Genomic DNA, 22,982 nt, shown 5'->3' with positions numbered 1-22,982 from the left:
AAAAACTCAATCAAAAGGGGGCGCAGTGCGTCAACGAAGGTTGCCTAACCTGGCGGTATTACGGGCTTTCGAAGCTACGGTGCGGTACGGCAGCGTGTCGAAAGCTGCCAAATCACTCAACGTCACCGACGGCGCCGTCAGCCGTGCGGTGCGCGAATTCGAGCAGACCCTGGGATTCGCGCTGTTTCAACGCACCAGCCGCATGGTGCATCCGACGCCGCAGGCGCAAGAGCTGGCGAGCGAGATCGGCCGGGGGCTGGACAACCTGCAGTCGGCGATCGACCGCGCCTGTCGGCATCATCAGAATCGCCCGTTGGTGATCTCCTGCGAGCCGACCTTTCTGATCCGCTGGCTGATCCCACGCCTGGCCGGTTTGCAGCAGGCGGTGGGGAAAGAGCGCGATCTGCAGCTGGTCTCCGCCGGCGGCGCCGTCGCCTTCTCGCGCGAAGGCATCGATCTGGCGATTCGCCGCAACGATTTCCCGATCGCCGACGACGTGGTCGCCCGCCCGTTCCTCAAAGAACGGGTCGGCCCGGTATGCCGCCGGGAGCATGCCGCGGCGGGGCGTGAACTGCGCGGCACCCTGCTCCACACCGAGACGCGACCGTACGCCTGGCGCGACTGGTGCGCCCACAGCGGCTTCGAGATCCGGCCGGGCAACGAGCTGCGTTTCGAACATTTCTATCTCAGCCTGCAGGCGGCGGTCGCCGGCGCCGGTATCGGCATCGGCCCTTTGGCGCTGGTGGCGGATGACATCGTCAACGGCGCGCTGGTGGCACCATATGGCTTTGCGCCTGACGGGACGGATTACGTGCTGATGACCCTGGCCGACGGCCAGGAGGATGCGATATTCTCAACGGTGTTGGATTGGCTGATCGCCATGGGGGAAGAAACCGAACGGGCGGTATTGGCGGGCGGAAAGAAAGCGTAACGGGGAAAAGTCTCCGCCTGCCGCGCAGGGCAAGCGGAGCGGCGTCAGGCGGCGATTACTTCTGCTCGGCCTGGCTTACGGTATCTTCGGCTTTCCAGATGCGGTATTTCACTTCCGCGTCTTTCGGCGCATACACCACGATCGGCAGGCGGCTGTTGTAGCGCTGCATCGCGGCGTCACCCAGGTTGGCGGCGATGAATTGCTTGGTCTTGGTGTTGTCCGGGCAGCCCATCATGGTCGAGACCGGTTCAGAGAGCTTCTCCAGCACCAGATAATCGTAGCCCCAGCCGGACAGGGTTTTGGTTTCCAGCGTGCCGCCGATCATGTGGCGGTTGCAGTCCACCTCCAGCGTCTTGCCGATCAGCAGCTCCACCTTGTAGTTCTCTTCGTGCTCTTGCTTCGGCAGGTAGATCACCTGGCGGTTCATGCCCTTTTCGGCTTTCGGGTAAGGCGCGACCTTTTCCAGCGGCTGTTTGCTGATATCCGCGTCATCGCCAGAGGTAGCCGCCATAGCGCCGGCGGAAACGGCCATCAGCAGGCCGGAAAATACAACGGATGCCTTGTTCATGTTTTATCCCTACACGTTTTGTCAAATAATCCGCCTATAAACTAATACACTACCGCCAAGCCCGCCATAGGTTTAATCTTCTTTACAATAGGCGATAAATAGTGACAATCGCCTGATATCGCCGATTAACCGAAGCAATGGCTCAGTGTTTCTTCAGGTTGGCGATATAGGCCTTCACCACCTGATAAACATAATCCTGGCATGCCAGCCCGGTTTGCGGATCGTATTTGCCCTGATTGGTGATGTTGTTGGACAACACGCGAATGCCGACGAACGGCACCTTGAATTCGGCGGCGATCTGCGCGGCGGAGGCAGTCTCCATCTCTTCGACCGAAGTTTGATAGCGGTCGTGGAAATAGCGAATGCGGTCCAGCTCGCTGTTCCACACGTCGGCCGAGCCGATCACCCCTTCCACGACCTTGCCCTGTCGGTAATCGCCCTTAACGCTTTGCGCAATCGCCAGCAGGTTGGGGTCGGCGGGAAACTGGCGCAGGCTGTGCGCCTTTTTGTCCTCGCCGGCGCTGCCTTTGGAAGCCAACAGATCCATCGGCTGCCACTGCCGCGAGTCGCTGCCTGCCCCCAACGCCTTGGCCGGCGTTTTGAACGCCCCGAGATTGACCGAATATTTGCCCAACACGATGTCATATACTTTCAGTGCCGGATCATGGCCGCCGGCGGTGCCCTGGTTGATGATCGCCACCGGGCGGAACTGCGTGGCGGCGATCGCCGTGGCCGCCGCGGCGTTAGACATGCCCTTCAGCGTCTCCGACACCACCACCGGGTAGCCGTCTACGGTGCCGTGCCAAAAGCGCCAGCCGCCGATCTGCTCCTCGCGCGGGTCTTCCAACCGCTGGGCGAAATGTTCCGCCTCCACCGGCATGGCGCCCTGCACCACGATCGGCCCGGCGGCCGCAGGCTGGCCAAAGCTCAGCGGAGAAAAGGCCGCACCGGTGGCCGCCAACAGTAAGACACGCGCTTTATTCTGCATCACCACATTCTCATCCCGAAAAAAGCAAACGATTACCTTAGCCGAAGGCGGTGGCCTCGGATAGGGTTTTCTTACCGGCGGACTAAGGTTTTCTTAAGACGGAATGATTACAGTGGCGCTATTCAATCCTGCCACCGAGCCTGCGCGTGAATCCAGAATCGTCATTAAATCAATCCTCAACGGCACCGCAAATTAAGACAACCGCCCTTTACTCCCTGCCGGCATCCTTTTACCGTTGGCAGGTTTTTGGCCTGCTGATCAGCGGCCTGCTGTTCCTGTGGCTCTCCCGCAGCGAACAGCTGGACTGGGCGATCAGCAACCTTTGGTACGATCCCGCCAGCGGGCATTTCCCGTGGCAAAACAATTATTGGCTGGATCTGATCAACCACCGCCTGCTGAAGCAAATAGTGATCGTCGGGGCGATACTGGCGCTGTTTTGGGGCATCTATCGCCGCAGCGCGCGCCTGATCGTCAGCATGTTGCTTCTCGGCATCGGCCCGCTGGTGGTGGGCATTCTCAAGGCCACCAGCGCGCACTCCTGTCCGTGGGATCTGATCGAGTACGGCGGCAAGGCGATGTCCTTCCCGTTGTTCGGTGCGGTGCCGGCGCTTCCGGGCCCCGGCCGCTGTTTCCCCGGCGGGCACGCCTCGAGCGGTTTCGCGGTCATGGCGTTGTTTTTCCTGTTTTATCCGCAGCGCCCGCGCCTGGCCTGGTGGTGCTGGTGCGGCGGCATTGCGCTCGGCATGCTGATGGGCTTTGGTCAGATCATGCGCGGCGCACATTTTCTTACCCATAACCTGTGGGCGGGTTGGTGGGTTTGGTTAAGCCAGTTGGTTATTTATTGGATGGTTAGCGGCTATTGGTGCCGCAAGATGAGGTAACGGTTATGGAGCAGTTAAACCATGTTCTTTTCGCCTGGATCAATGCGACCCCGGCGTCTCCCGAGTGGATGATTGATTTCGCCACCTTTTTGGCGCGCGATCTGATCATTATCGTGCCGCTGCTGATCGTCGGCCTGTGGCTGTGGGGGCCGCAAAGCCAGCTGGTTTCACAGCGCGAAGTGGTGGCGAAAACCACGATCGCGCTGCTGTTCGCCATGCTTGCCGCCTCCACTATCGGCGCGCTGCTGCCGCATGAGCGTCCATTCGTCGCCGGCGTGGGGTATACCTTCCTGGCGCACGCGCCGGACAGCTCGTTCCCGAGCGATCACGGCACCGCCATCTTTACCTTTGCGCTGGCGTTCCTGTTCTGGCACCGAGTCTGGTCCGGTGCGCTGCTGATGATTGTCGCCGTCGGCATCGCCTGGTCACGCGTTTACCTCGGCGTGCACTGGCCGCTGGATATGGTCGGCGGTTTCCTGCTCGGCCTGGTCGGCTGCCTGTTCGCCCAGCTGGTGTGGAATCTGTTCGGCGATCCCCTCGCCGACAAGCTGTCGCGCCTGTATCGTTTCCTGTTCGCCTTCGCCATTCGCCGCGGCTGGGTGAAAGAGTAACCGTACAACATGACCGGGGCGTTACCGCCCCGTTATTTCACACCACGCCGGTGGTCACGCAGAAGGCCCGCGTTTTTCCCGCTCCCAGCATCACCCCCGCCTCACCCTCTGGCGCATTCGGGCGGCAGTTCGCCGGCTGAACAAAGGCCAGCAGCCGCCGGTTGCCCTGAACAGCGATGCGCCGCAGGCCATAATTGAACTGCCCGGTGGCGAAACGCGTGACATAACGCCGGCCTTGCGGCGTCAGCATAAAGAACTCGGCCTGATCCACATAGCGCGTCAGATCGTCGGAGCACAGCAGTTCTTGCCCGATCGCATCCCCTAACAAAGCCGGCGTCGGCAGATTCTGGCGGAATACCGCGTCGGGAATGCAATCATAGTTGAGGCGACACACATAGCGCAGCGGCTGCGGCCGCTCGGCCAGGTTAGTGACCTTCATCTCTATGGCGAACTGCGCGCTCTGGGCTGCCAAACGCAGCGCCGGGCCGATGCGCCAACGCCCGCCCAACCGCTCGCCTTCGCCATGCAACGTCAGCTCATCGCCCGTCAGCTGCAGCCACACGCGCTGCATCTGCAGCGGCGCGCCGTCGTGGCTCGGCCAGGCGGGGCAGAACGCCGCGTCGTCAGCGCGCTTTCTCCCGAGACCGCGGGCGCTGCGGCGGCCCGATTTCAATGAATAACCGTCAAACTCGGCGTCCCAAATCGCCAGACCCTCATACGGCAAGACCGTCAGCGCGCCGCGGCAGTTCGCCAGCGTCAGCATCGGCCCGCGTTCTGCGCAGCGATGCGCGCTCACCGCGAAATCCGCATTGCGGAACAGTTCCTGCCGATGCGCCCCGAAAGCTTCAGGATCCAGTTCGATGTTGATCTTCATCTTTTTTCCCTCGACGTTGCGCCCGCGCAGGCCGCGAGCCGTTAAATGTTATTTAAATAACAAAAATCCGCCTTTAAGTTATACGTATAACGGCCTGTTCGCGACGATCTCGTCGACATTTTTTAAACATCGCTAGGTTTATCGGCATCTGAATGTTATTATTTTCACATTATCCATCCGGCTTACTGTCTTAACTTCACTAAGGAATCGCGATGACCACCGAAAACATCGATTACGCCAGCTACGTTGACCACACCCTGCTGGCGATGGACGCCACCGAACTGCAGATCGCCAAACTGTGCGAAGAAGCGCAGCAGCACAACTTCTATGCGGTATGCGTCAACTCCGGCTACGTGCCGCTGGCGGCCCAGCTGCTGCAGGAAAGCACCGTGAAAGTCTGCTCGGTGATCGGCTTCCCGCTGGGCGCCGGCCTGACCGTCGCCAAAGCCTTTGAAGCCAAAGCGGCGATCGCCGCCGGCGCGCAAGAGATCGATATGGTGATCAACGTCGGCTGGCTGAAAAGCGGCCTGCTGGACGAAGTGAAAGCCGACATCGCCGCCGTGCGCGAGGTTTGCGCGGCGATCCCGTTGAAGGTAATATTGGAAACCTGCCTGCTCAGCGATGCGCAGATCGTCCAGGTTTGTGAAATGTGTCGCGAACTCGATGTCGCCTTCGTGAAAACCTCTACCGGCTTCAGCACCGGCGGCGCTCGGGAAGAGCACGTCAAACTGATGCGCGAGACCGTGGGCAGCGAAATGGGCGTGAAAGCTTCCGGCGCCGTGCGCGATCGCGCCACCGCCGAGAAGATGATCAACGCCGGCGCCACGCGTATCGGCACCAGCTCCGGCGTCGCCATCGTATCCGGCGCCCAGCCGGCGGCGGGCAGCTACTGATCGTCGGCATGCCCTGACGGGCATAGCCAATACACAACGATGCGGGACAATACGGGCGGTCAATGCGGCCCGATATTGCCCCGCATCGTTGTGTTTAACGCCGGAAACGCCGGCACGCCCTTTACCTCTACTACCTGTGGGAAGACGGATCTATGGAAACGCGGCGCGAAGAACGTATCAACCGGTTAGTTCAGGCGTTAAAACGCGCTGACAAGATCCACCTGAAAGAAGCCGCCGTGCTGCTGGGGGTCTCGGAGATGACCATTCGCCGCGATCTGAGCGCCGAACCGGCGGCGGTGGTGCTGCTCGGCGGCTACGTGGTGACCGATCCGCGCAGCAACGGCGTCACCAACTACTTCGTTTCCGATCAAAAAGCCAAGCAGGTGACGGAGAAACGGCGCATCGGCCTGCTGGCGGCGCCGTTGATCAATGAAAACGACACGGTGTTTTTCGACTGCGGCACCACCACCCCGGCGATCATCGACGCCATCGCCGACGAGCTGATCTTCACCGCCGTGTGTCATTCGCTGAACACCTTCCTGGCGCTGCAGGACAAACCGAACTGCAAAGTGGTCCTGTGCGGCGGTGAGTTCAAGCCGAACAACTACATCTTTTCCAGCGTCGGCGGCCGCAACGAGCTCGATCACATCTGCCCGAACATCGCCTTTATCTCCGCCGCCGGCCTCAGCCTGCAGCATGGCGCCACCTGCTTCAACTTCGACGAGCTGGAGATGAAGCATCGCGCCATGGCGATGGCGCAGCAAAAGATCCTGGTGGCGGATCACAGCAAGTTCGGCAAAACCAAACCGGCCTGCATCGGCCCGCTGACGCAGTTCGATCGGGTGATCAGCGACCGCCAACCGGACGCCGACTTCATGGCGTTCTTCAACGACAACGCCATCGCTACCCGCTATTAATTCGCCTTCTGCGCCGTCGAAACCGACGGCGCACCGCTGCAATCCCCTTCTTTCCCGCCCGAAAATGAACAAATAATGCGCAATCGATTCGCGTTTTTCGCTTATCCGCACGCAACATCAGGTTAATAAAATGCAACAGGTCACCCGGGTGATTATTTTCTCGCAGGCTAAACCCGCTGCCGGCTGGGTGAATTAACGACTATTTATGGCTTTTATATGATAAATCGCGCCAAAGGCCGCGATGTTTAAATAAACGGCGGTTTAAGCGGTTGCAGCAAATATCGCCAATACCTGTTAGGCATCTGTTATTTATATGATGAATGGTTACGCATTTCTATCCGCTAACCACGTAAGTAATTTCCCTTCGTTATTAACGGCGATTTTCATTAAAAACCATTTAAAAACAAATCGATGAATGAAATTTTACTTAAAAATACAATGTGATCCACATCACTAAAACTGCTTAATCCGGGTTTTTCGCTAGATCCAAAACCACGCATAAAATATATTGCTCGGCTTGCTGCTGAGCACAGCGCTTTATCCGGCTAATTATTGTACAAACCGCATAATCGCAGAAATTATTATGAGAGCGTTCTCAGCACAAAATCTTACACAAATGTGCAACAAATGCGCGAAAAATCGATAAAAAAGCAGATAACTGCACATATTGCGCATTTGAGAGCAGGATCACGGTTGTTTCTACTGTAAATCGTTATCTTGCCGCCAACAAAAATCGACAGGCAAAGACCTGTCGGCAGCGGTAACGACTTTTATCGCCCGTGACGGTGAAAAGTCTTTAGTGAATTACCCGGCGCTGTGCCTTGGTAATGAACACAATAAACAACCAGGGGGACGCCAAAACATCCCCGCAAGCAACACCTGATTCTTACCGCAAGCGTTGCCTGAATAGGACGTTTGACGGTTTAACCTTAAGTTTTGCCTTTTAATTTTAAATTCGTGTTCACTTCGGAGATATTTATGGACACTACACAGACCGGCACAATTGCCTCTGCGGCCTCGGGCTCCAGCAGTACCTGGCGTAAAACGGATACCATGTGGATGTTGGGCCTGTACGGCACCGCCATCGGCGCAGGCGTCCTGTTCTTGCCAATCAACGCCGGCATCGGCGGTTTGATTCCTCTGATCATCATGGCCATCATCGCTTTTCCGATGACCTTCTTTGCCCACCGCGGCCTGTGCCGTTTCGTTCTGTCCGGCAAGAATCCCGGTGAAGACATCACCGCCGTGGTAGAAGAGCACTTCGGCATCACCGCCGGTAAACTGATCACCCTGCTGTACTTCTTCGCCATCTACCCGATTCTGCTGGTTTACAGCGTGGCGATCACCAACACCGTCGACAGCTTCATCACCCACCAGTTGGGTATGACGTCGCCACCGCGCGCCATCCTGTCGCTGATCCTGATCGTCGGCCTGATGACCATCGTGCGCTTCGGTGAGCAGGCCATCGTGAAAACCATGAGCATCCTGGTCTTCCCGTTCGTCGCGGTGCTGATGCTGCTGGCGGTGTATCTGATCCCTAACTGGACCGGCGCCATCTTCGAAAACGTGTCGCTGTCCGGCAGCGGTACCGGCATGGGCCACGGCCTGATCATGACCCTGTGGCTGGCGATCCCGGTAATGGTGTTCTCCTTCAACCACTCGCCGATCATCTCCGCCTTCGCCGTCGCCAAACGCGAAGAGTACGGCGCAGACGCCGAGAAGAAATGCTCCCGCATTCTGGCCTACGCACACATCATGATGGTGCTGACCGTGATGTTCTTCGTGTTCAGCTGCGTGCTGAGCCTGACGCCGGAAAACCTGGCGGAAGCCAAGGCGCAGAACATCTCGATTCTGTCTTACCTGGCTAACCACTTTAATAACCCGATGATCGAGTACATCGCGCCGGTTATCGCCTTCGTCGCCATCACCAAATCGTTCCTGGGCCACTACCTGGGCGCGCGTGAAGGCTTCAACGGCCTGGTTGCCAAGTCGATGAAGAGCCGCGGCAAAACCGTCAGCACCGCCAAGCTGAACCGCATGACCGCTATCTTCATGCTGGTGACCACCTGGATCGTCGCCACCCTGAACCCAAGCATCCTGGGCATGATCGAAACCCTGGGCGGCCCAATCATCGCCATGCTGCTGTTCCTGATGCCGATGTATGCCATCCGTAAAGTGCCTGCCATGCGCAAGTACAGCGGCCACATCAGCAACGTGTTCGTGGTTGTGATGGGTCTGATCGCCATCTCTGCTATCGTGTTCAGCCTGCTCGGCTAATCACGTCCGGCCGGCGCCGCTGCGCGCCGGCCCTCCCGCACTCCCCCATTTCCCGTATTCACCGCCTGAAACCTGAAGAAGGAGGCGAGACCATGGTCAGCGTTTTCGATATTTTCAAAATTGGCATCGGCCCATCCAGTTCCCACACCGTTGGCCCGATGAAAGCCGGCAAACAGTTCGTCGACGATCTGATCGCCCACCAGCAGTTGCAGGACACCACCCGCGTGGTGGTCGACGTGTACGGTTCGCTGTCGTTGACCGGTAAAGGCCACCACACCGATATCGCCATCATCATGGGCCTGGCCGGCAACCTGCCGCACGACGTGGACATCGACAGCATTCCCGGCTTTATCCGCGACGTCGAACAGCGCGGCCGCCTGCCGCTGGCCAACGGCCATCACGAGGTGGATTTCCCGCAGCACGGCGGCATGAATTTCCACAGCGATAACCTGCCGCTGCACGAAAACGGCATGCGCATCCGCGCCTTCGCCGGTGAGCGCCTGCTGCACAGCAAAACCTATTACTCGATCGGCGGCGGTTTCATCGTCGACGAAGAGCACTTCGGCCAGTCCGCCGAGGGCGCCACGCCGGTGCCCTACCCGTTCAAATCGGCGCACGATCTGCAGCAGCATTGCAAAGACACCGGGCTGTCGCTGTCCGGCCTGGTGATGCAGAACGAGCTGGCGCTGCGCAGCAAGGCCGATATCGACGCGCACTTCGCCGACGTCTGGCAGGTGATGAGCGCCGGTATCGAACGCGGCATCAACACCGAAGGCTTGCTGCCCGGCCCGATGAAGGTGCCGCGCCGCGCCGCCGCGCTGCGCCGCATTCTGGTGACCGGAGACAAGAACAATATCGACCCGATGAACGTGGTCGATTGGATCAACATGTTCGCGCTGGCGGTCAACGAAGAGAACGCCGCCGGTGGCCGCGTGGTCACCGCGCCGACCAACGGCGCCTGCGGCATCATTCCTGCGGTGCTGGCTTACTACGACAAGTTCATCCGCCCGGTGAACGCCAACTCCTACACCCGTTACTTCCTGGCGTCCGGCGTGATTGGCGCGCTGTACAAGATGAACGCCTCGATCTCCGGCGCCGAAGTGGGCTGCCAGGGGGAAGTGGGCGTGGCCTGTTCGATGGCGGCGGCCGGGTTGACCGAGCTGCTGGGCGGCAGCCCGGCGCAGGTGTGCATCGCGGCGGAGATCGCCATGGAGCACCATTTGGGGCTGACCTGCGATCCGCTCGCCGGCCAGGTTCAGGTGCCCTGCATCGAGCGTAACGCCATTTCCGCCGTCAAGGCGGTCAACGCCGCGCGCATGGCGATGCGCCGCACCAGCGAACCGCGAGTTTGTCTGGATAAGGTGATCGAAACCATGTACGAAACTGGCAAAGACATGAACGCCAAATACCGCGAAACCTCACAGGGCGGGCTGGCGATCAAGGTCGTAGCCTGCAACTGACCGCCACGGCGAGGCACTTAAGGCGCCGGCCGCTCCGATTGGGCCGGCGCTGTCTCAGTGCTGCACCTTCCCTGCCGCAATGCCAGGCTGAATGCCGGCTCGCGCCCCCACTGCGCCGGGACGGGCGCTGTGCCGCAGCCAGCCGTAAAGTTCGGCATTACGCCGGAATCCCATCTTGCGCATAACGCTCATCTTGTGATTGCTGACGGTTTTCACGCTGATGTCCAGCATCCGTGCGATTTGCGTCACTCCCATCTCCCGCGTCATGCAGCGCATGATCTCCTGTTCGCGCAGCGTCAGGCCTCGGTGCTGGCATACGCAGTTCATGCCACAACTCGGCCTGCCCGGCCATTTGCTGCGCCGCTCCAACTCGGCGTTCACCTGATACAGCGCCGATACCAGCGGCGTATCGTGGTAGATGACGCCGGCCTCCAGCGCGCAGCGGGTGCCGGCGGTGCGTTTATGCCGCCCCTCCGGCGTTCGCAACGAGAAATACAGCGTTTGGCGCCCCGCAGCCTGCGCCTCAAAGAAGTGACAAAAACAGCTTTGCACGCCGGGCGGAAAATAGCAGAACACCAGATCGGCTTCGTGAACCTGCTGCGCATCCAGTAACAGCGTGCGCTTGCCGTAAGTGCTGAAATGCAGCGCCAGAGCCTCCTGCCAACCGGCGCTGAAGTAACGGTTTTCATCAAATAGCGCGATTTTTATCATGGTATTCATCCCTGCCCTCCCGCCGTGTCGGCTTCCCGTTTAACCGCCTTGGCACCCTTTGTCGGTGCCTGACTGTTGTCGATGCGTAATTCATAAACCATGGTGGCGTTGGGCGGCACCTTCGGCGGATAGCCGGTTTCGCCGTAGGCCAGCGCCGGCGGCACGACCATCGTCAGCGAACCGTGGTTATGCAGATGGCTTATCGCCTCCCGGAACAGCGGCGGATATTCGGACAGCGGTTGCGACAGCACCTTGCCGCTCAGTTCCATATCCTGGATCACCGTGCCGTCGGTCAGTTTCTCCTTCACCACCACATCGACCACCGCCGTTGGTGCCAACGCCCCCTCCCCGGCGTAATCCACCCGATACCAGAAGCCCATCGCCGACGGCTTAACGCCCTTTTGTTGACGGAACTGCGCCAGGTAATCTTCGTCACGCCGCCGCTGTTCGTTAACGCGTTTCTCACGCGCGGCCACGGCGGCGGCATCCGCCTGCGCCGTCAGCGCATTCAGTTCATCCGGCGGCAGCTGCAAACGCCCCGACACGCTATCGATGACGCCCGCCAACAGGCTGTCGCGATCCACCGGTACGCCCCAGCTTTGACGCTCCGCCACTACCCCCTGAATGTCGCGCCCCAGCGCACTGCCCGCCGCGTAGGACAAACGCTTGCGTTCATCCTTCAACTGCTCCGGCGTCATCTCCCATTGCAGCCGCTGATGCAGCGCCAACAGCGCCTCGCGCGCCTGCTGAGTCGCCTTCTGCTCAGCAGCTCGCTTCTGCTCGCTCGCTTCCAACGCGGCGCGCAGAGCGTGCAGCGCCTCCTGGTGCTCGCGTTGGCGTTGTGCAAGCGTCTGTGCCGATGCCTGTGCGGCGGACTCCAGCTCGCTGGCGCGCCGTTCGGCCTGCATCGCCGCCGCTTTGGTTTTGGCGGTTTCCTGCGTCGCCTGACGCAGCAGCGCCTCGGCGCGCTGGGCATCGGGCGAACCGCGCCAGGCGGCGCCCAGCCCGGCAATCCACTGCTGCAGCGTTGACGAATCAGGCAACGTCGCGACGGGTGGCGCCGCTTTCTCCGCCCGCAGCGCGGCAAGTTCCTGGCGCAACATCGTCAGTTCCATTCGCTGGCGCGCCAGCTGTTGGTCACGCGCCAATAATGCCTGGCTCAGCGTAAAAGCTTTGGCCGGTGAAGCCGGCTGTTGGGTGTCCGACGGGCGCTTCGCCGGCTCACGCTTTTTTTGCCCCGACGCGCGGTCGGCGGGCGCCGCGTTTTCGCTCTTCGGCCCGGTGCTCTGCCGTTGATACTGCTCGGCAAACTGCAGCAGCGCCGGCACGCCGTCGTCCGCCTGCGCAACGCCGGTGAACAGCAGAGCGACACAGCCGAGCAGACGCATCCTCATTTAATCTGCTCTCCGCGATCCGCCAGCCCGGTCAACACCGCCTGATTCACCCCGGCGCACAGATAGTTGACCTTGTAGCGATACAGCGCATCCACCGTCTCCTGCGTGTCGCCGTTTACCCGGGCGCGCAGATTGGCGTACTGCGAAGCGCCGCTCATCAGGCTGTCGAAGGCCTGTTTATAGCGCTGATATTGTTTCTCGTTGATGGTGCGCAATGCGCCCAGTTGCTGCTGGCACTGCTGCAGCTGCTCGGCCTCACGCTGCTTGCGCAAAGCCTCTTCTGACGGCGCTTGCACAGCCTGATTTTGGGTGTTCACGGCGGGTTTGCCCGATTTTTGGTTTTGACAGGCGGCGGCGCTCAACGCCAACAGGCACAGCAGACCCATGCGCAGGGTGCGATTGAGGGGCTTTATCATCATTGCGTTTTTTGTCCTTGTAGACGCTTATTCGTATTCCAGCGTAAAAGTGGCCACCGCGCTGAAGGTGCCGCGGCCGATGGTCTTCGTTTGGATAGCCTCCGGTTCCCCCTGCACATAGGCCTGCAGCGTGAGCGTGGTGTTGCCGGCATTCAGGCGGAATTTATCGCTGGCGCGATTGAGCGGCAGCGCCTTGCCGCTGCTGTCCTCCAACCCGATGCCGATCCCCGAGGCCAGGCTGCCGGCATCCAGCGCCAGCAGGCCGGGCAGTTTGGCGTTCTCGGTGCCGGTAAACGTAATGGCCACCGTATTGCCCAGGCTGAGATCGCACTCGGTCAGGTGCAACGCGAAGGTTTGGCTATGGGTGCGGGTGTTCAGATACAGGTATTTGTCGACGATGGTGCCGAAATCCAGTTGGATATCCTCATCTCCCGGCTGAATGACGCACGGCTCGGCCACCAGCGTCCCGTGAAAGCGCATGTTTTCCGCCGCAGCCGCCGGCTGCGCCATCATGCCGGCCACCATGACCATGCCTGCCCCCAACAGCGCGCTCCGGCGCCGGTTCGTCTCTGTCGCGCGCATGACGCCACTCCCTTTGGTTAGGCTTGCGCCGGCTCGGCGCAAGCGGCGTATTAGTCGTAATAAAGGCGGAAATCGATCGCTGCACGGTAGGCGCCGGCGCTCAGCGTCGCCGGGGTGCGCACCGGCGTCACCGTATACGTCAGGGTGTTTTGTCCCGGCGTCAGCAAGATCGGTTTGTTACGCGCGCCGAGGCGCACCGGCAGGCCGCTGGCATCCGCCAACTGCAACCCCAAGCCGGTGACGCCGGCGACCCTGACCAGGCTCGGCGCGTCGTCATCCGTCGGCGCGGCAAACGCCACGGACACCGCAGGCTGGCTGCCGCTCCAGGCCAGCACCCCGGTCCAGGCGTCGCGGTTGCTCGCCGGCGCCCGCAGGCAGTCTTTCAGCGTCAGCTCGAACGCCACCGGCGTGCCGCGATCGCCCGGGCGCTGAAAATGCGCCGTTCCCGTCTCCCCCAGCCACACTTCCTGACGCGCAGTGGTCATTTCCAGACTGCAGGCGCTTTCCGTCAACGCGCCGTAGACGTGGAGCGTGCCGTTCGCGCCCTCCACCTCCCAGTTGTCCACCGCGCGGGCCGGTGGCATCAGCACCAGCATCGTGCCCGCCGTCAGCGGCACCATCAGCGCGGCCAACACCGTCAGGCCGATAGTGCGTCGCTGATGACGTTCATAGGCTTTTCCCAACAGCATGGGGATCTTTCGTTGCATGATTCGTTCACTCCGCTGTGTTCACTCTGTCTTCCCTGCTGGCGCGCGGATCGTCATTTGGCGACCGGCACGACCTGGCAGGCATTGCCGGCGCAGCGGAAGTTCAACTGCGGCCGCCCACCGTAATCGTTGATGTACGCCAGCGACGGCCCGTTGCCGAGGCTCGCGGCGGAGACGTTCAGCGGGGCGCTGGCCTTCGGCGCCACCATCAACGGTTCAAAGCCCACCGCCCCTTTCCCGCCCTTGCCGGCGCTCGCCTCAACGATCGTCACGTAATACGGGGTCGGGTTGTTCACCACGTACTTGTCGCCCTGCCGGGTCAGCGTCAGCTGCTCCTGCCACGGTGCGGCATTCTTTTTCGGAGCGAGCGCCGCCGGGCGATAAAACATTTTGATGCGCGTCTGCAGCGCTATCTGCAGCGTGTTCGGCTTATTGCTGCGCGGCGGGATCTCACGCAGGTTGAAGTAATACAGCGTCTCCCTGTCCTGCGGCAGCTGACGCGCCGCCGGCAGCGACTGGATCTTCACCTGGCTCGGTTTGCCCGGTTCCACCCGCTGCACCGGCGGCAGCACGGTGAAAGGGCTTTGGATCTTGTTGCCGCGATCGTCTTCGATCCATCCCTGCGCCAGATACGGCAACTGTTTGTTCTGGTTACTGATGTTGAGACTGACCGTTTTCAGGTCGCCGTCGAAAATCACGCGCGTGCGATCCAGCGCGATGGCCGCATGAGCGGGCAGGCTGACCGCGCCGATCGTCAACGCGGCGGCGAGCGGGCCCACAAGGAAAACGGTCTTTCTGGTCATAGTCAGATTCATCATGTCTTCACGGTTCCAGTCGGCCGGAAGCGGACGAGCCCGCCCCGGCGGTTTAGCGGCGGAGCGCACTCCGCCGGGTGTATGTCAGTTGGCGTCGGCCGCCTGCTTGTCGCCGGCAAGAGGACGGCAAGGCAGCAGCAACGTGTTCATCAACATTTCGGCCGGCAGCGGCGCCGGCAGCTGGATTTCACACTGCGCCGCGCCGTTCCAGTGCACGCTCATGCGCTCGCCGGGATTGAGGCCGGACAGGTAAACGCTGCCGCCGTCATTGATGATGCCGGTCTCCTGTTTGCGGGCATTCAGCACCGTGGCGCCGAACGGCGGCTCGCTGCCGTCCGCCAGCTTGACGATCGCCATCGCCTTCTCGCCGGCAATCACCTCAAACTTGCGGTAGCCGATGGCCCCCTCGGTCAACGTGGCCTGCACCACCGAACGCGTCGCCTCGACGTTGTCGCTCAGGCTGTTGAGATCGATGCTGGCCTTGTTGCGGTAGTAACTGTTTACATCCGCCACCACCGCCTTGCCGTAACGGTTGGTCAGCACCGTACTGCCGTAGCCACGCACCGGCACACCGGCGACGCCTTCGGTGTCGAGCAGCAAGCGCGTGCCGCCCGGCGTATTGACGCGGTGCAGCACCGCCCCTTCCGCCGCCATTGTCAGGCCGCCCTGCGCGCCAATGCCGACGGCGCTGTAGCGGCCGGCCTGGTAGCTGGCGTTGGCGTTGATCTGCGCCATATCGCCCTGATGGCTGTAATAACCGCTGGCCGTCGCTCCGCTGCGTGCGGCGCCGGCGCTGATCTGATAGTTGTTGTGTTCATCGACCCGGTTGTAATACCCGACCCGATGAGCGTTCTCTTCGCGATCGAGCGTCATGTTGTAACTGAGCGTGCCCGCGCTGCCCCAGGGCAGCGACAGCGACAGATACATCCCGTCGTCGTTGCGCTCGTTGTAACGGTTGCGATAGGCCGACAGCGACACGCTGACGTTCTTGAAATCGCCGATGTCGAAGTAGCGCGACACCATCAGGTTGTAACGATCGTTCGGCGCCCGATCCCAGTAGGTTTGGTGGCTGTAGTTGAGATAGGTGCTCAGCCCCAGATCGCGGAACTGTTTGTTGAAGGTGATGGTGTACATCTCCTTGCTCTTGCCGCTGCGCCCCCCTTCGTAACGCGCATCTAGGTAGTCCCCCATGCTCATGAAGTCTTCCTGAGAGAAGCGGTAACCGGCGAAGGTGACCTGGCTGTCGTATTCATCGAAGTTCTTCGAATAGCTCAGCCGGTACGAACCGCCGGTCAGCGTGCCATCCTGCGGCAGACGCGCACGCGACTGCGTGGCATCGAACGACAACGCCCCAAGCGCCATCAGATCGCGCCCGATCCCCAGCGACAGCGCGTTGTAATCGCCGCCGGCGATGCCCCCGCCGTACAGCGACCAGCCGTTGCTGATCCCCCAGGAGAACTCGCCGGTGCCGAACATCGGCCCGCGCAGATGGTGCCCCCACTCCGACGGCTTGCCCGTCGCCAGCTTGTAACGCACCGTACCCGGCCGCGTCAGATAAGGGATGTTGGCGGTGTTCATCTTGAACTCCTGCACGCTGCCGTCCTGCTCTTCGACGCGCACGTCCAGCTCGCCGGAAACCGCATCGTTTATGTCCTGAATGCGGAACGGCCCCGCCGCCACCTGCGTTTCATACAGCACGCGCCCCTGCTGGCTGACCACCACCTTGGCGTTGGTTTTCGCCACGCCGGTCACTTCCGGCGCATAGCCGCGCAGGTTGGGCGGCAACATGCTGTCGTCGGATCGCAGACTGACGCCGGTAAAGCGCAGGCTGTCGAAAATGTCGGAGTTCAGGTAATCCTCACCCATCGTCAGCCGCGAACGCAGCGCCGGGATCGCCCGGTAGGCGTAATAGCGGCTCCAGTCGAACTGTTTGTCGGTCGGCTGAGAAGAGCCGGTCTGATGGTTGAGGTTGGCCTGCCAGTCGGCGCGCAGACGCCAGGCGCCCAGGTTGGCGCCGCCGGTGCCGTTGCCGCTCAGGCTGTAACTGCTGCCGCCCTTCTGATGTTTTTGCGTTTGGGCGTTGACGTTATAGTCAAACAGCAGCCCAGGAATACCATCATCCCAGCGCGAAGGTGGGTCCCAGTTTTCCGAGCTGTATTCCAGATAGGCCTGAGGAATGTTGAGATACAGCGAAGAGCTGGCAAGATCGCCGCGGGCTTCCATCCCCGCCAGGCTGGAGGCGTCAAGGCAACGGCCGCCGTGCGTCCAGTTCAGCGTGCTTAACAGTTTTTCTTTCAGCCCCAGTTGGTTGACCAACTCCGGCGAAAGACAGGCTTCGCTGCCTTTAGGATCGTTCTCGGGCGCCATAAACGTCACCGGTTGTTCCGGCAGATCGTTCTTATTGACATGCACCACCATGGTATAAACGCCCGGCATGATGTAGCCGCTGCGCGTGAATTGGCTCAGATCGATATTTTTGCGATCGTTGATGTCCAATACGTCGGTATTGAATTGAATCACGTCGGCGGCATAGACCAACGCGATTGGATTTCCCAGAGAAAGGGCAACGCAAAGCCCCAAGGCCTGAAGACGAAATAACTTCCCTGCCGGTGAAAGCATAATAAAGTCCTTTCAATAACGAATTAACCGTCAGTACGAGAAAAAATCAAAAATAATCCAGCTTAAAACGCACTGTGGAAAAATACGCTCCCACCTTCAACGGCTGGTGATTCGGCATCAACGTCATGGAATAATTCAGCACCCGGTTCCCCGGTATTATTCCCTCCATCGGCAAAGGTTTCCCTGGAATAACCGCCGTGCCGCTGCTGTCTTTTATCTCCAATGCAACGCCGCGCGCATCGCCCTGTACGCCAAACAGAGCGCCTTCCGCATAACCATCAAACGTGACCTGAAAGAATTTCCAGTCAGGCTTGTTTTCCGGCCGTTCCAAAATGCAATTGACCAATTCGATACTGAAAGGTTTGGTCATCCCCTGGCCGTCACGAATGATCTGCCCGAGAGGAATAGTGTCCATATCGATCGTCTGATCGCGGCTGCCGGCGGCAATGGCGCAGGCGGTGTCGATAATGGCGCCGTGCATGTTGACTTTGCCCCACCCCTGCGCGGCGGAAGTTGCATGGCCGGGCGCAAACGCCAACGACGCCAAAAGAACGGCACCCGCTCGATTCCTTGGTAAAAACATCGCGACATTCCTTTGACAGGGAGATTCACCAGGCATGCGGCGAACCCCATGCCTGGTTGATTAAGCCTTCGGGCTCACTTACTGATAAGCAAGGGTGAAATCGGCTACGGCAGTGAAATCGCCCGGAACGATGGCGGCGGAAGCGCCTTCGCCCTGCAGGTAGGCGGCGAAATGCAGGGTGTTGTTGCCGGTGTTCAGGGTCTGCGCAGTAGTCGCTTCACCCAGTTTGATCGGCTGGCCGTTGTAAGAGATGGCTACGCCGGCGCCGCTGGCGGTGCCCGCGATACCCAACAGATCCTTGTCGGTGGACGATGCGACGCCGCTGAAGGTGGTTTTAACGGTTTTCAGCGTGGTGATGTCGCACTGCTCCAGTTTGATTTCAAACGGACGCGGGTTGGATTTGCCGCCGTTTTTCAACGCCACGTTGGAAACCTGGCCCAGATCTACGGTCTGATCGATCGACTCGGGCGCAATAGAGCATGGCGCATCAATAATAGAGCCCGTGAAGGTGACCTTACCGTGTCCCTGATCGGCTGCCTGTGCAAAAGAACTTGCGCCAAATGCAATCACTGCAGCCATCATGATTTTGTTAAGTTTCATAGAACCTATATTCCTTATAAGAAAAAATGCATATTCCAATCAAGAAAAAGAGCAACAGGAAACCTGCTCGCGCTTATATGTGCGCAGCCCTGATTCTTTAGCATCTTGCTGGTTGGTTAACTGCCAAAACCCAAAGGCATCGACAATAAATACGTCGATAACGGCAAGTCTGCAGCGGCCCACCCATTAATGAATCCGTCATATAAAAATAAACGAAATCACAACAAGCAGAGGCCAATACTTTCTAATCCGTCCTTCTTGTCCGGCGATGAATATTCTGGCAAATGCCTCTCAGCAAAAAAAGGCTTTTTTTGATCAAGGCGAACATTCGCAATTTATTTCCTAATTGAAGTTAATTTACTGTTATTTTTAGCCTCATAGATCGTAAAAGATGCTTTTATAGAGCAATATCCTGTTTTTCTTGGATTCCCAAGTAATCAGATCGCAAAGTGGCGCTTTGTGAATATAATAAACCAAAATTTTAGGTTTCAGCGTGACGCCACCCCTGCCTAAGCACAGGTAAAAACGGGGCGGGCAACGCCTTTTTTTTCAATCCTGATAAATAGATAGGAATTTTCTTTGTTCGCGTTTTACCTCGTTGTTGGTAGGCAGCGAAAGTTTGTTTTTTCTTAGGAATACGGCAATCGGAATACAGAGGAAGTGCTATGGAAGCGTTATCTCCGAAACAAAAGGAAATACGGCAATTGCAGCACGATCTGCTGCAAACATTATTCGCGCAGTCGCCCCGTAAGTGCCCTATCGGCGGGTTGCCGCCACAGCAGCAATGGCTATCGACGCGGCAACTGGCCAATGCCGTCAACGTCGGTGTTTACCGGGCGCGGCGGCTATTGTTGGATCTTGTCTCCCGGAAAAAAGTGATTGTGACGGACGGCTCTATCAACAACTCATTGAGGTGGTATCCCACCGCGTTGCTGAACGGTGATAACGACGGCATCTCCAACAGCGATGCCCCTCACTCCCCTTTAACGGAATAAATATGGCCAGCCGGCCTGATTGGCAATATTTCATTGCGGAGTAACGCCGCACACTATTTATATATATTGGGATATTATCGTGAGAAAAACAGCCCTGCTATTTTTACGTTGCTGCCTGGCATTATCTTTCTTCATGCTGTTTGGCAACGCCAACGCGTTTACCTGCCGCACGTCCGATGGCGGACTGATTCCACCCGGGGGCTCGACCACGCCGGTTGACGTCCGGGTACGCATCGGGCCACAGCTTTCTTATGGCAAAAATGAAATCGTCAACGTCAGCCAGGTCACCTGTAAAAACGACGTCGCGAGCTGGTATGACTATCTCAAAACCGACAGCCCGGCGCTGTCGATGAACAGTGCGATTTTTGGCGCCATCGGCAGCGGCACCACCATCAACGGCAGCGATTACAACTCCCCGGTGCCATCAGGCATCAGCGTACTCAGCCTTACCGGCCTGCAAACCCAGTCGGTCGCCATCCGGGTCTATATCGTGTTGAACCGTTTCCCAACGCCGGACATCAAGGTGAACAAGGGCGACGTCATCGGCCAAATCAACTTTATTCAGACCAACGATCAGCCGGGTTGCCCACAGTGCGGCGTTTATCGCTGGCGCCTGATCGCCGACAACGACGCTTACTTCGTCACCACCAGTTGCACCATCAACAACGGCCAGCAGATTAACGTCGACTTCGGCCAGATCCGTCAGGACTTTCTGACTCAAAGCGCCAGCGACGCCCAAATCAAACAGGACAAGGCGCTCAGCTACCAATGCGACGACCAGAGCGCGACGCAGGATATTCTGATCCGCATGGTCAGCGATGCCAGCGGCTTCTCCAGCGATTTTATCAAGACCACCAATCCTAACGTCGGCGTGGCGATGATGTACAACGGCGCGGTGGTGAAGCCGAACAATGCCTTCAGAACGCGCATCGTCAACGGCCAGGGCAACGATACCGTGACCTTTGTACCGGTAAAGAACAATGTCCCTTACACCAGCATCGCCACCGGCCCGCTGTCGGGTTCGGCCACGCTGATCTTCAGCGCACCTTGAGACGGGAGCCAGAATGAACATGACGAGTAAAACGCGCTGCGCGCTGCTGTGGGCGCTGAGCCTGATTAGCGCCGCGGCTCAGGCCGCCGACCAGGGTACCAAGGTCAACATCACCGCCACCGTGGTGGCGCCTCCGCCTTGCGTGATCAACGACGGGCGCACCATCGATATCGACTTCGGTAAGGTCGGCATCAAACGCATCGACGGCAATCGCTATATGCAACGCATCGATTACAGCATCAAATGCGAGTTTCTGGATAACAGCCGCCAGCTGAAAATGAAGATCATGGGCGGCGCGGCGGCCTTCGACGGCAGCGTGTTAACCAGCAGCGTCAATGGATTGGGCATCAAACTGTTGGCCAACGGTAAGGCCTTCGCCATCAATACGCCGCTGAACATCGACTACGCCAATCCGCCGACGCTTGATGCGGTGCCGGTGAAAAACAGCGCCGTCACCCTGGCAGAAGGCGATTTCACCAGCGGCGCCACCATGCTGGTGGACTACTTTTAATCACCGCCCCAAAAAATCGCGAAAAAAAAGCCGCAACCTCTCAGTTGCGGCTAGGTCGAGGATCGTGCGCCCGGGGCGCGCTCCTCACATCAGGGTATTCAGCCGAAGATCCCACCGAACCACTGGCTCAGCTTCATCATCACCATATCCCAGATGCGGCCGAAGAAGTTGCCCTCTTTCACCTCTTGCATCACCACCAGCGGGTGCTGTTCGATGGTCTTGCCGTCCAGTTGGAAATCGATGGTGCCGACCACCTGGTTTTTCGCCAACGGCGCTTCCAGCGTCGGCTGGGTCAGCTTGTAGCTGGCCTTCAGATTTTTCATCTGCCCTTTCGGAATGGTGACCGAGGCGTCTTTCGCCACGCCGAGCGGCACTTCGCTGACGTCGCCGAACCACACTTTCTGGGTGACGAACGGCTTATCGGCCTTGATCGGCGTCGCGGTTTCATAGAAGCGGAAGCCCCAGGTCAGCAGCTTTTCGCTTTCGCTAAAGCGCACGCGATCGCTCGGCGCGCCCAGCACCACCGAGATCAGGCGCATCGGGCCGTCGGTGGCCGACGCCACCAGGTTGTGGCCGGCGCCGCTGGTGTAACCGGTCTTGATGCCGTCGACGTTCAGGTTGCTGCTCCACAGCAGGCGGTTACGGTTAATCTGGCGGATCTTGTTAAAGGTGAACTCTTTCTCTTTATGCAGCGCGTATTCGTCCGGCACGTCGCGGATCAGCGCCTGGCTCAGCAGCGCCATGTCGCGCGCGGTGCTGTACTGCCCTTCCGCATCCAGGCCGTGCACCGTCAGGAAGTGGGTGTTCTGCAGCCCCAGAGATTTGGCGTAATTATTCATCAGGCCGACGAACGAATCCTGGCTGCCCGCCACGTAGTCCGCCAGCGCGATGCTGGCATCGTTGCCCGACTGGATCACGATGCCTTTATTCAGCTCCAGCACCGGCACCTGATCGCCCGGCTTGATGAACATCAGCGAAGAACCGCGCAGCGCCGGGTTGCCTGGCGCCCAGGCGTCTTTGCCGACGGTGACCATGTCTTCCGGCTTGATCTTGCCGGCCTTGATCGCCTGCCCAATCACGTAGCTGGACATGATCTTGGTCAGGCTGGCGGGATCGAGGCGGGTGTCGGCATTGCCTTCGGTCAACACCTTGCCGCTGTTGTAATCCATCAGAATGAAGGCCTTGGCGTCTACCTGCGGCGGCGCCGGCGGCTCGGCCGCATGCACGGCCGGGGCGGCCAGCAACAGGATGCCTACGCTGAAGGTCAGTTTTTTCAGGGAAGTGGATAAGTTTTTTTTCATCATGACGTCGCCAGAGTGTCCATTCAAATCATTGAAATAGCGTTAACTTTCAAACATGTTCACGTTTTAAGCCAACCAGCGAGAGTGGCCCGGTGCGCGCGTGCCGGCCGCAACCCCCTGCGGCGCCCGTAGCGGGTAACGCAGCGCACCGAAAATGCCCTTGCTGTGAGTTTATGTGATTTATCTTATTTTTGCAGGGTTTAGCGTGAATTTTCAGCATTTTTACATAACTGTACGCAGCCCCCCGCTTATCGTTCAAAAAAGCATCGTGACGCGCATTTTTGCACCCACCCACGG

23 protein-coding genes are annotated in these 22,982 nt (G+C 59.3%); 10 read left to right on the top strand and 13 right to left on the bottom strand.

Annotation, left to right across the window (positions count from 1 at the left end):
* The first annotated feature begins 25 nt into the window (after positions 1–25).
* Positions 26–931 carry a LysR family transcriptional regulator gene (locus ACJ8IN_RS18870; RefSeq protein WP_060419801.1) on the top strand — a complete coding sequence of 302 codons (906 nt, stop codon included), beginning with the start codon at positions 26–28 and terminating at the stop codon, positions 929–931.
* A gap of 55 nt (positions 932–986) precedes the next feature.
* Here ACJ8IN_RS18870 and eco read toward each other — a convergent pair whose 3' ends face one another.
* Both eco and ACJ8IN_RS18860 read right to left on the bottom strand, forming a co-directional pair.
* A complete protein-coding gene (gene eco, locus ACJ8IN_RS18865; RefSeq protein ID WP_308325570.1) occupies positions 987–1,499 on the bottom strand; it encodes a serine protease inhibitor ecotin in 513 nt (170 codons plus the stop codon).
* Between the two features lie 142 nt (positions 1,500–1,641).
* Positions 1,642–2,487, bottom strand: a complete 846-nt coding sequence (locus ACJ8IN_RS18860; RefSeq protein WP_060421620.1) for a 5'-methylthioadenosine/S-adenosylhomocysteine nucleosidase — start codon at positions 2,485–2,487, stop codon at positions 1,642–1,644.
* A 146-nt stretch (positions 2,488–2,633) separates the two neighbouring features.
* Here ACJ8IN_RS18860 and ACJ8IN_RS18855 point away from each other — a divergent pair, with 146 nt between their 5' ends.
* A complete protein-coding gene (locus ACJ8IN_RS18855) occupies positions 2,634–3,368 on the top strand; it encodes a phosphatase PAP2 family protein (protein WP_060421616.1) in 735 nt (244 codons plus the stop codon).
* A gap of 5 nt (positions 3,369–3,373) precedes the next feature.
* A complete protein-coding gene (gene ybjG, locus ACJ8IN_RS18850; RefSeq protein ID WP_033654636.1) occupies positions 3,374–3,979 on the top strand; it encodes an undecaprenyl-diphosphate phosphatase in 606 nt (201 codons plus the stop codon).
* A gap of 37 nt (positions 3,980–4,016) precedes the next feature.
* On the opposite strand, the gene ACJ8IN_RS18845 is transcribed toward ybjG, so the two are convergent.
* A complete protein-coding gene (locus ACJ8IN_RS18845; RefSeq protein WP_060421614.1) occupies positions 4,017–4,853 on the bottom strand; it encodes a hypothetical protein in 837 nt (278 codons plus the stop codon).
* Between the two features lie 212 nt (positions 4,854–5,065).
* On the opposite strand from ACJ8IN_RS18845, the gene deoC reads away from it, so the two are divergent.
* From deoC to ACJ8IN_RS18825, 4 genes are all read left to right on the top strand, one after another.
* Positions 5,066–5,746: a deoxyribose-phosphate aldolase gene (deoC, locus tag ACJ8IN_RS18840; protein WP_033637798.1), complete on the top strand. Its 681-nt coding sequence runs from the start codon at positions 5,066–5,068 to the stop codon at positions 5,744–5,746.
* 152 nt (positions 5,747–5,898) lie between these two features.
* The gene (gene deoR / locus ACJ8IN_RS18835) at positions 5,899–6,663 is read left to right on the top strand and encodes a DNA-binding transcriptional repressor DeoR (protein ID WP_033637797.1); all 765 of its coding nucleotides are present in this window, start codon (positions 5,899–5,901) and stop codon (positions 6,661–6,663) included.
* Positions 6,664–7,641: 978 nt separating this feature from the next.
* Positions 7,642–8,940, top strand: coding sequence for an HAAAP family serine/threonine permease (locus tag ACJ8IN_RS18830; protein WP_004938697.1), 1,299 nt, complete (start codon positions 7,642–7,644; stop codon positions 8,938–8,940).
* A gap of 92 nt (positions 8,941–9,032) precedes the next feature.
* A complete protein-coding gene (locus tag ACJ8IN_RS18825; RefSeq protein WP_033646691.1) occupies positions 9,033–10,400 on the top strand; it encodes an L-serine ammonia-lyase in 1,368 nt (455 codons plus the stop codon).
* 54 nt (positions 10,401–10,454) lie between these two features.
* Here the strand turns inward: ACJ8IN_RS18825 and ACJ8IN_RS18820 are convergent, their stop codons facing one another.
* The 9 genes from ACJ8IN_RS18820 to ACJ8IN_RS18780 all read right to left on the bottom strand — a co-directional run bounded on the left by ACJ8IN_RS18820 (position 10,455) and on the right by ACJ8IN_RS18780 (position 18,827).
* The gene (locus tag ACJ8IN_RS18820) at positions 10,455–11,120 is read right to left on the bottom strand and encodes a response regulator transcription factor (RefSeq protein WP_060421611.1); all 666 of its coding nucleotides are present in this window, start codon (positions 11,118–11,120) and stop codon (positions 10,455–10,457) included.
* Positions 11,117–12,505: an FKBP-type peptidyl-prolyl cis-trans isomerase N-terminal domain-containing protein gene (locus ACJ8IN_RS18815; protein ID WP_060421608.1), complete on the bottom strand. Its 1,389-nt coding sequence runs from the start codon at positions 12,503–12,505 to the stop codon at positions 11,117–11,119. Before ACJ8IN_RS18815 ends, ACJ8IN_RS18820 begins: the two co-directional genes overlap by 4 nt.
* Positions 12,502–12,924: a hypothetical protein gene (locus tag ACJ8IN_RS18810; RefSeq protein ID WP_033637793.1), complete on the bottom strand. Its 423-nt coding sequence runs from the start codon at positions 12,922–12,924 to the stop codon at positions 12,502–12,504. The genes ACJ8IN_RS18815 and ACJ8IN_RS18810 overlap by 4 nt, the downstream gene beginning before the upstream one ends.
* A 24-nt stretch (positions 12,925–12,948) precedes the next feature.
* The gene (locus ACJ8IN_RS18805; RefSeq protein WP_060421605.1) at positions 12,949–13,503 is read right to left on the bottom strand and encodes a fimbrial protein; all 555 of its coding nucleotides are present in this window, start codon (positions 13,501–13,503) and stop codon (positions 12,949–12,951) included.
* A gap of 50 nt (positions 13,504–13,553) precedes the next feature.
* Positions 13,554–14,192 (bottom strand): fimbrial protein, encoded by a 639-nt coding sequence (locus tag ACJ8IN_RS18800; protein ID WP_060421603.1) that lies wholly within the window; start codon positions 14,190–14,192, stop codon positions 13,554–13,556.
* 71 nt (positions 14,193–14,263) lie between these two features.
* Positions 14,264–15,028, bottom strand: a complete 765-nt coding sequence (locus tag ACJ8IN_RS18795; RefSeq protein WP_060421600.1) for a fimbria/pilus periplasmic chaperone — start codon at positions 15,026–15,028, stop codon at positions 14,264–14,266.
* Positions 15,029–15,109: 81 nt separating this feature from the next.
* Positions 15,110–17,644, bottom strand: a complete 2,535-nt coding sequence (locus ACJ8IN_RS18790; protein ID WP_072270356.1) for an outer membrane usher protein — start codon at positions 17,642–17,644, stop codon at positions 15,110–15,112.
* Positions 17,645–17,690: 46 nt separating this feature from the next.
* Positions 17,691–18,227, bottom strand: coding sequence for a fimbrial protein (locus ACJ8IN_RS18785; protein WP_033654626.1), 537 nt, complete (start codon positions 18,225–18,227; stop codon positions 17,691–17,693).
* Between the two features lie 78 nt (positions 18,228–18,305).
* Complete coding sequence (locus tag ACJ8IN_RS18780; RefSeq protein WP_025302212.1) at positions 18,306–18,827, bottom strand: fimbrial protein; 522 nt, start codon at positions 18,825–18,827, stop codon at positions 18,306–18,308.
* A gap of 665 nt (positions 18,828–19,492) precedes the next feature.
* On the opposite strand from ACJ8IN_RS18780, the gene ACJ8IN_RS18775 reads away from it, so the two are divergent.
* From ACJ8IN_RS18775 to ACJ8IN_RS18765, 3 genes are all read left to right on the top strand, one after another.
* Positions 19,493–19,822 (top strand): hypothetical protein, encoded by a 330-nt coding sequence (locus tag ACJ8IN_RS18775; RefSeq protein ID WP_033646709.1) that lies wholly within the window; start codon positions 19,493–19,495, stop codon positions 19,820–19,822.
* Positions 19,823–19,955: 133 nt separating this feature from the next.
* Positions 19,956–20,873: a fimbrial protein gene (locus ACJ8IN_RS18770; RefSeq protein WP_072270355.1), complete on the top strand. Its 918-nt coding sequence runs from the start codon at positions 19,956–19,958 to the stop codon at positions 20,871–20,873.
* A gap of 19 nt (positions 20,874–20,892) precedes the next feature.
* Positions 20,893–21,384, top strand: coding sequence for a fimbrial protein (locus tag ACJ8IN_RS18765; RefSeq protein WP_239666736.1), 492 nt, complete (start codon positions 20,893–20,895; stop codon positions 21,382–21,384).
* Between the two features lie 98 nt (positions 21,385–21,482).
* On the opposite strand, the gene ACJ8IN_RS18760 is transcribed toward ACJ8IN_RS18765, so the two are convergent.
* Complete coding sequence (locus ACJ8IN_RS18760; RefSeq protein WP_308325568.1) at positions 21,483–22,688, bottom strand: serine hydrolase; 1,206 nt, start codon at positions 22,686–22,688, stop codon at positions 21,483–21,485.
* Positions 22,689–22,982 lie beyond the last annotated feature (294 nt).

This window comes from Serratia sp. CY31944 (genome assembly GCF_052169175.1).
GTDB classification, from domain to species: domain Bacteria; phylum Pseudomonadota; class Gammaproteobacteria; order Enterobacterales; family Enterobacteriaceae; genus Serratia; species Serratia sarumanii.
This window is presented reverse-complemented; position numbering and strand designations above follow the sequence as displayed.

Excerpts from the sequence above, each read along its gene's own strand:
- eco (WP_308325570.1), bottom strand. The coding sequence starts at position 1,499 with ATGAACAAGGCATCCGTTGTATTTTCCGGCCTGCTGATGGCCGTTTCC.
- ACJ8IN_RS18860 (WP_060421620.1), bottom strand. The coding sequence starts at position 2,487 with ATGCAGAATAAAGCGCGTGTCTTACTGTTGGCGGCCACCGGTGCGGCC.
- ybjG (WP_033654636.1), top strand. The coding sequence starts at position 3,374 with ATGGAGCAGTTAAACCATGTTCTTTTCGCCTGGATCAATGCGACCCCG.
- ACJ8IN_RS18845 (WP_060421614.1), bottom strand. The coding sequence starts at position 4,853 with ATGAAGATCAACATCGAACTGGATCCTGAAGCTTTCGGGGCGCATCGG.
- deoC (WP_033637798.1), top strand. The coding sequence starts at position 5,066 with ATGACCACCGAAAACATCGATTACGCCAGCTACGTTGACCACACCCTG.
- deoR (WP_033637797.1), top strand. The coding sequence starts at position 5,899 with ATGGAAACGCGGCGCGAAGAACGTATCAACCGGTTAGTTCAGGCGTTA.
- ACJ8IN_RS18830 (WP_004938697.1), top strand. The coding sequence starts at position 7,642 with ATGGACACTACACAGACCGGCACAATTGCCTCTGCGGCCTCGGGCTCC.
- ACJ8IN_RS18825 (WP_033646691.1), top strand. The coding sequence starts at position 9,033 with ATGGTCAGCGTTTTCGATATTTTCAAAATTGGCATCGGCCCATCCAGT.
- ACJ8IN_RS18820 (WP_060421611.1), bottom strand. The coding sequence starts at position 11,120 with ATGAATACCATGATAAAAATCGCGCTATTTGATGAAAACCGTTACTTC.
- ACJ8IN_RS18815 (WP_060421608.1), bottom strand. The coding sequence starts at position 12,505 with ATGAGGATGCGTCTGCTCGGCTGTGTCGCTCTGCTGTTCACCGGCGTT.
- ACJ8IN_RS18810 (WP_033637793.1), bottom strand. The coding sequence starts at position 12,924 with ATGATGATAAAGCCCCTCAATCGCACCCTGCGCATGGGTCTGCTGTGC.
- ACJ8IN_RS18805 (WP_060421605.1), bottom strand. The coding sequence starts at position 13,503 with ATGCGCGCGACAGAGACGAACCGGCGCCGGAGCGCGCTGTTGGGGGCA.
- ACJ8IN_RS18800 (WP_060421603.1), bottom strand. The coding sequence starts at position 14,192 with ATGCTGTTGGGAAAAGCCTATGAACGTCATCAGCGACGCACTATCGGC.
- ACJ8IN_RS18795 (WP_060421600.1), bottom strand. The coding sequence starts at position 15,028 with ATGATGAATCTGACTATGACCAGAAAGACCGTTTTCCTTGTGGGCCCG.
- ACJ8IN_RS18790 (WP_072270356.1), bottom strand. The coding sequence starts at position 17,644 with ATGCTTTCACCGGCAGGGAAGTTATTTCGTCTTCAGGCCTTGGGGCTT.
- ACJ8IN_RS18785 (WP_033654626.1), bottom strand. The coding sequence starts at position 18,227 with ATGTTTTTACCAAGGAATCGAGCGGGTGCCGTTCTTTTGGCGTCGTTG.
- ACJ8IN_RS18780 (WP_025302212.1), bottom strand. The coding sequence starts at position 18,827 with ATGAAACTTAACAAAATCATGATGGCTGCAGTGATTGCATTTGGCGCA.
- ACJ8IN_RS18775 (WP_033646709.1), top strand. The coding sequence starts at position 19,493 with ATGGAAGCGTTATCTCCGAAACAAAAGGAAATACGGCAATTGCAGCAC.
- ACJ8IN_RS18770 (WP_072270355.1), top strand. The coding sequence starts at position 19,956 with ATGCTGTTTGGCAACGCCAACGCGTTTACCTGCCGCACGTCCGATGGC.
- ACJ8IN_RS18765 (WP_239666736.1), top strand. The coding sequence starts at position 20,893 with ATGACGAGTAAAACGCGCTGCGCGCTGCTGTGGGCGCTGAGCCTGATT.
- ACJ8IN_RS18760 (WP_308325568.1), bottom strand. The coding sequence starts at position 22,688 with ATGATGAAAAAAAACTTATCCACTTCCCTGAAAAAACTGACCTTCAGC.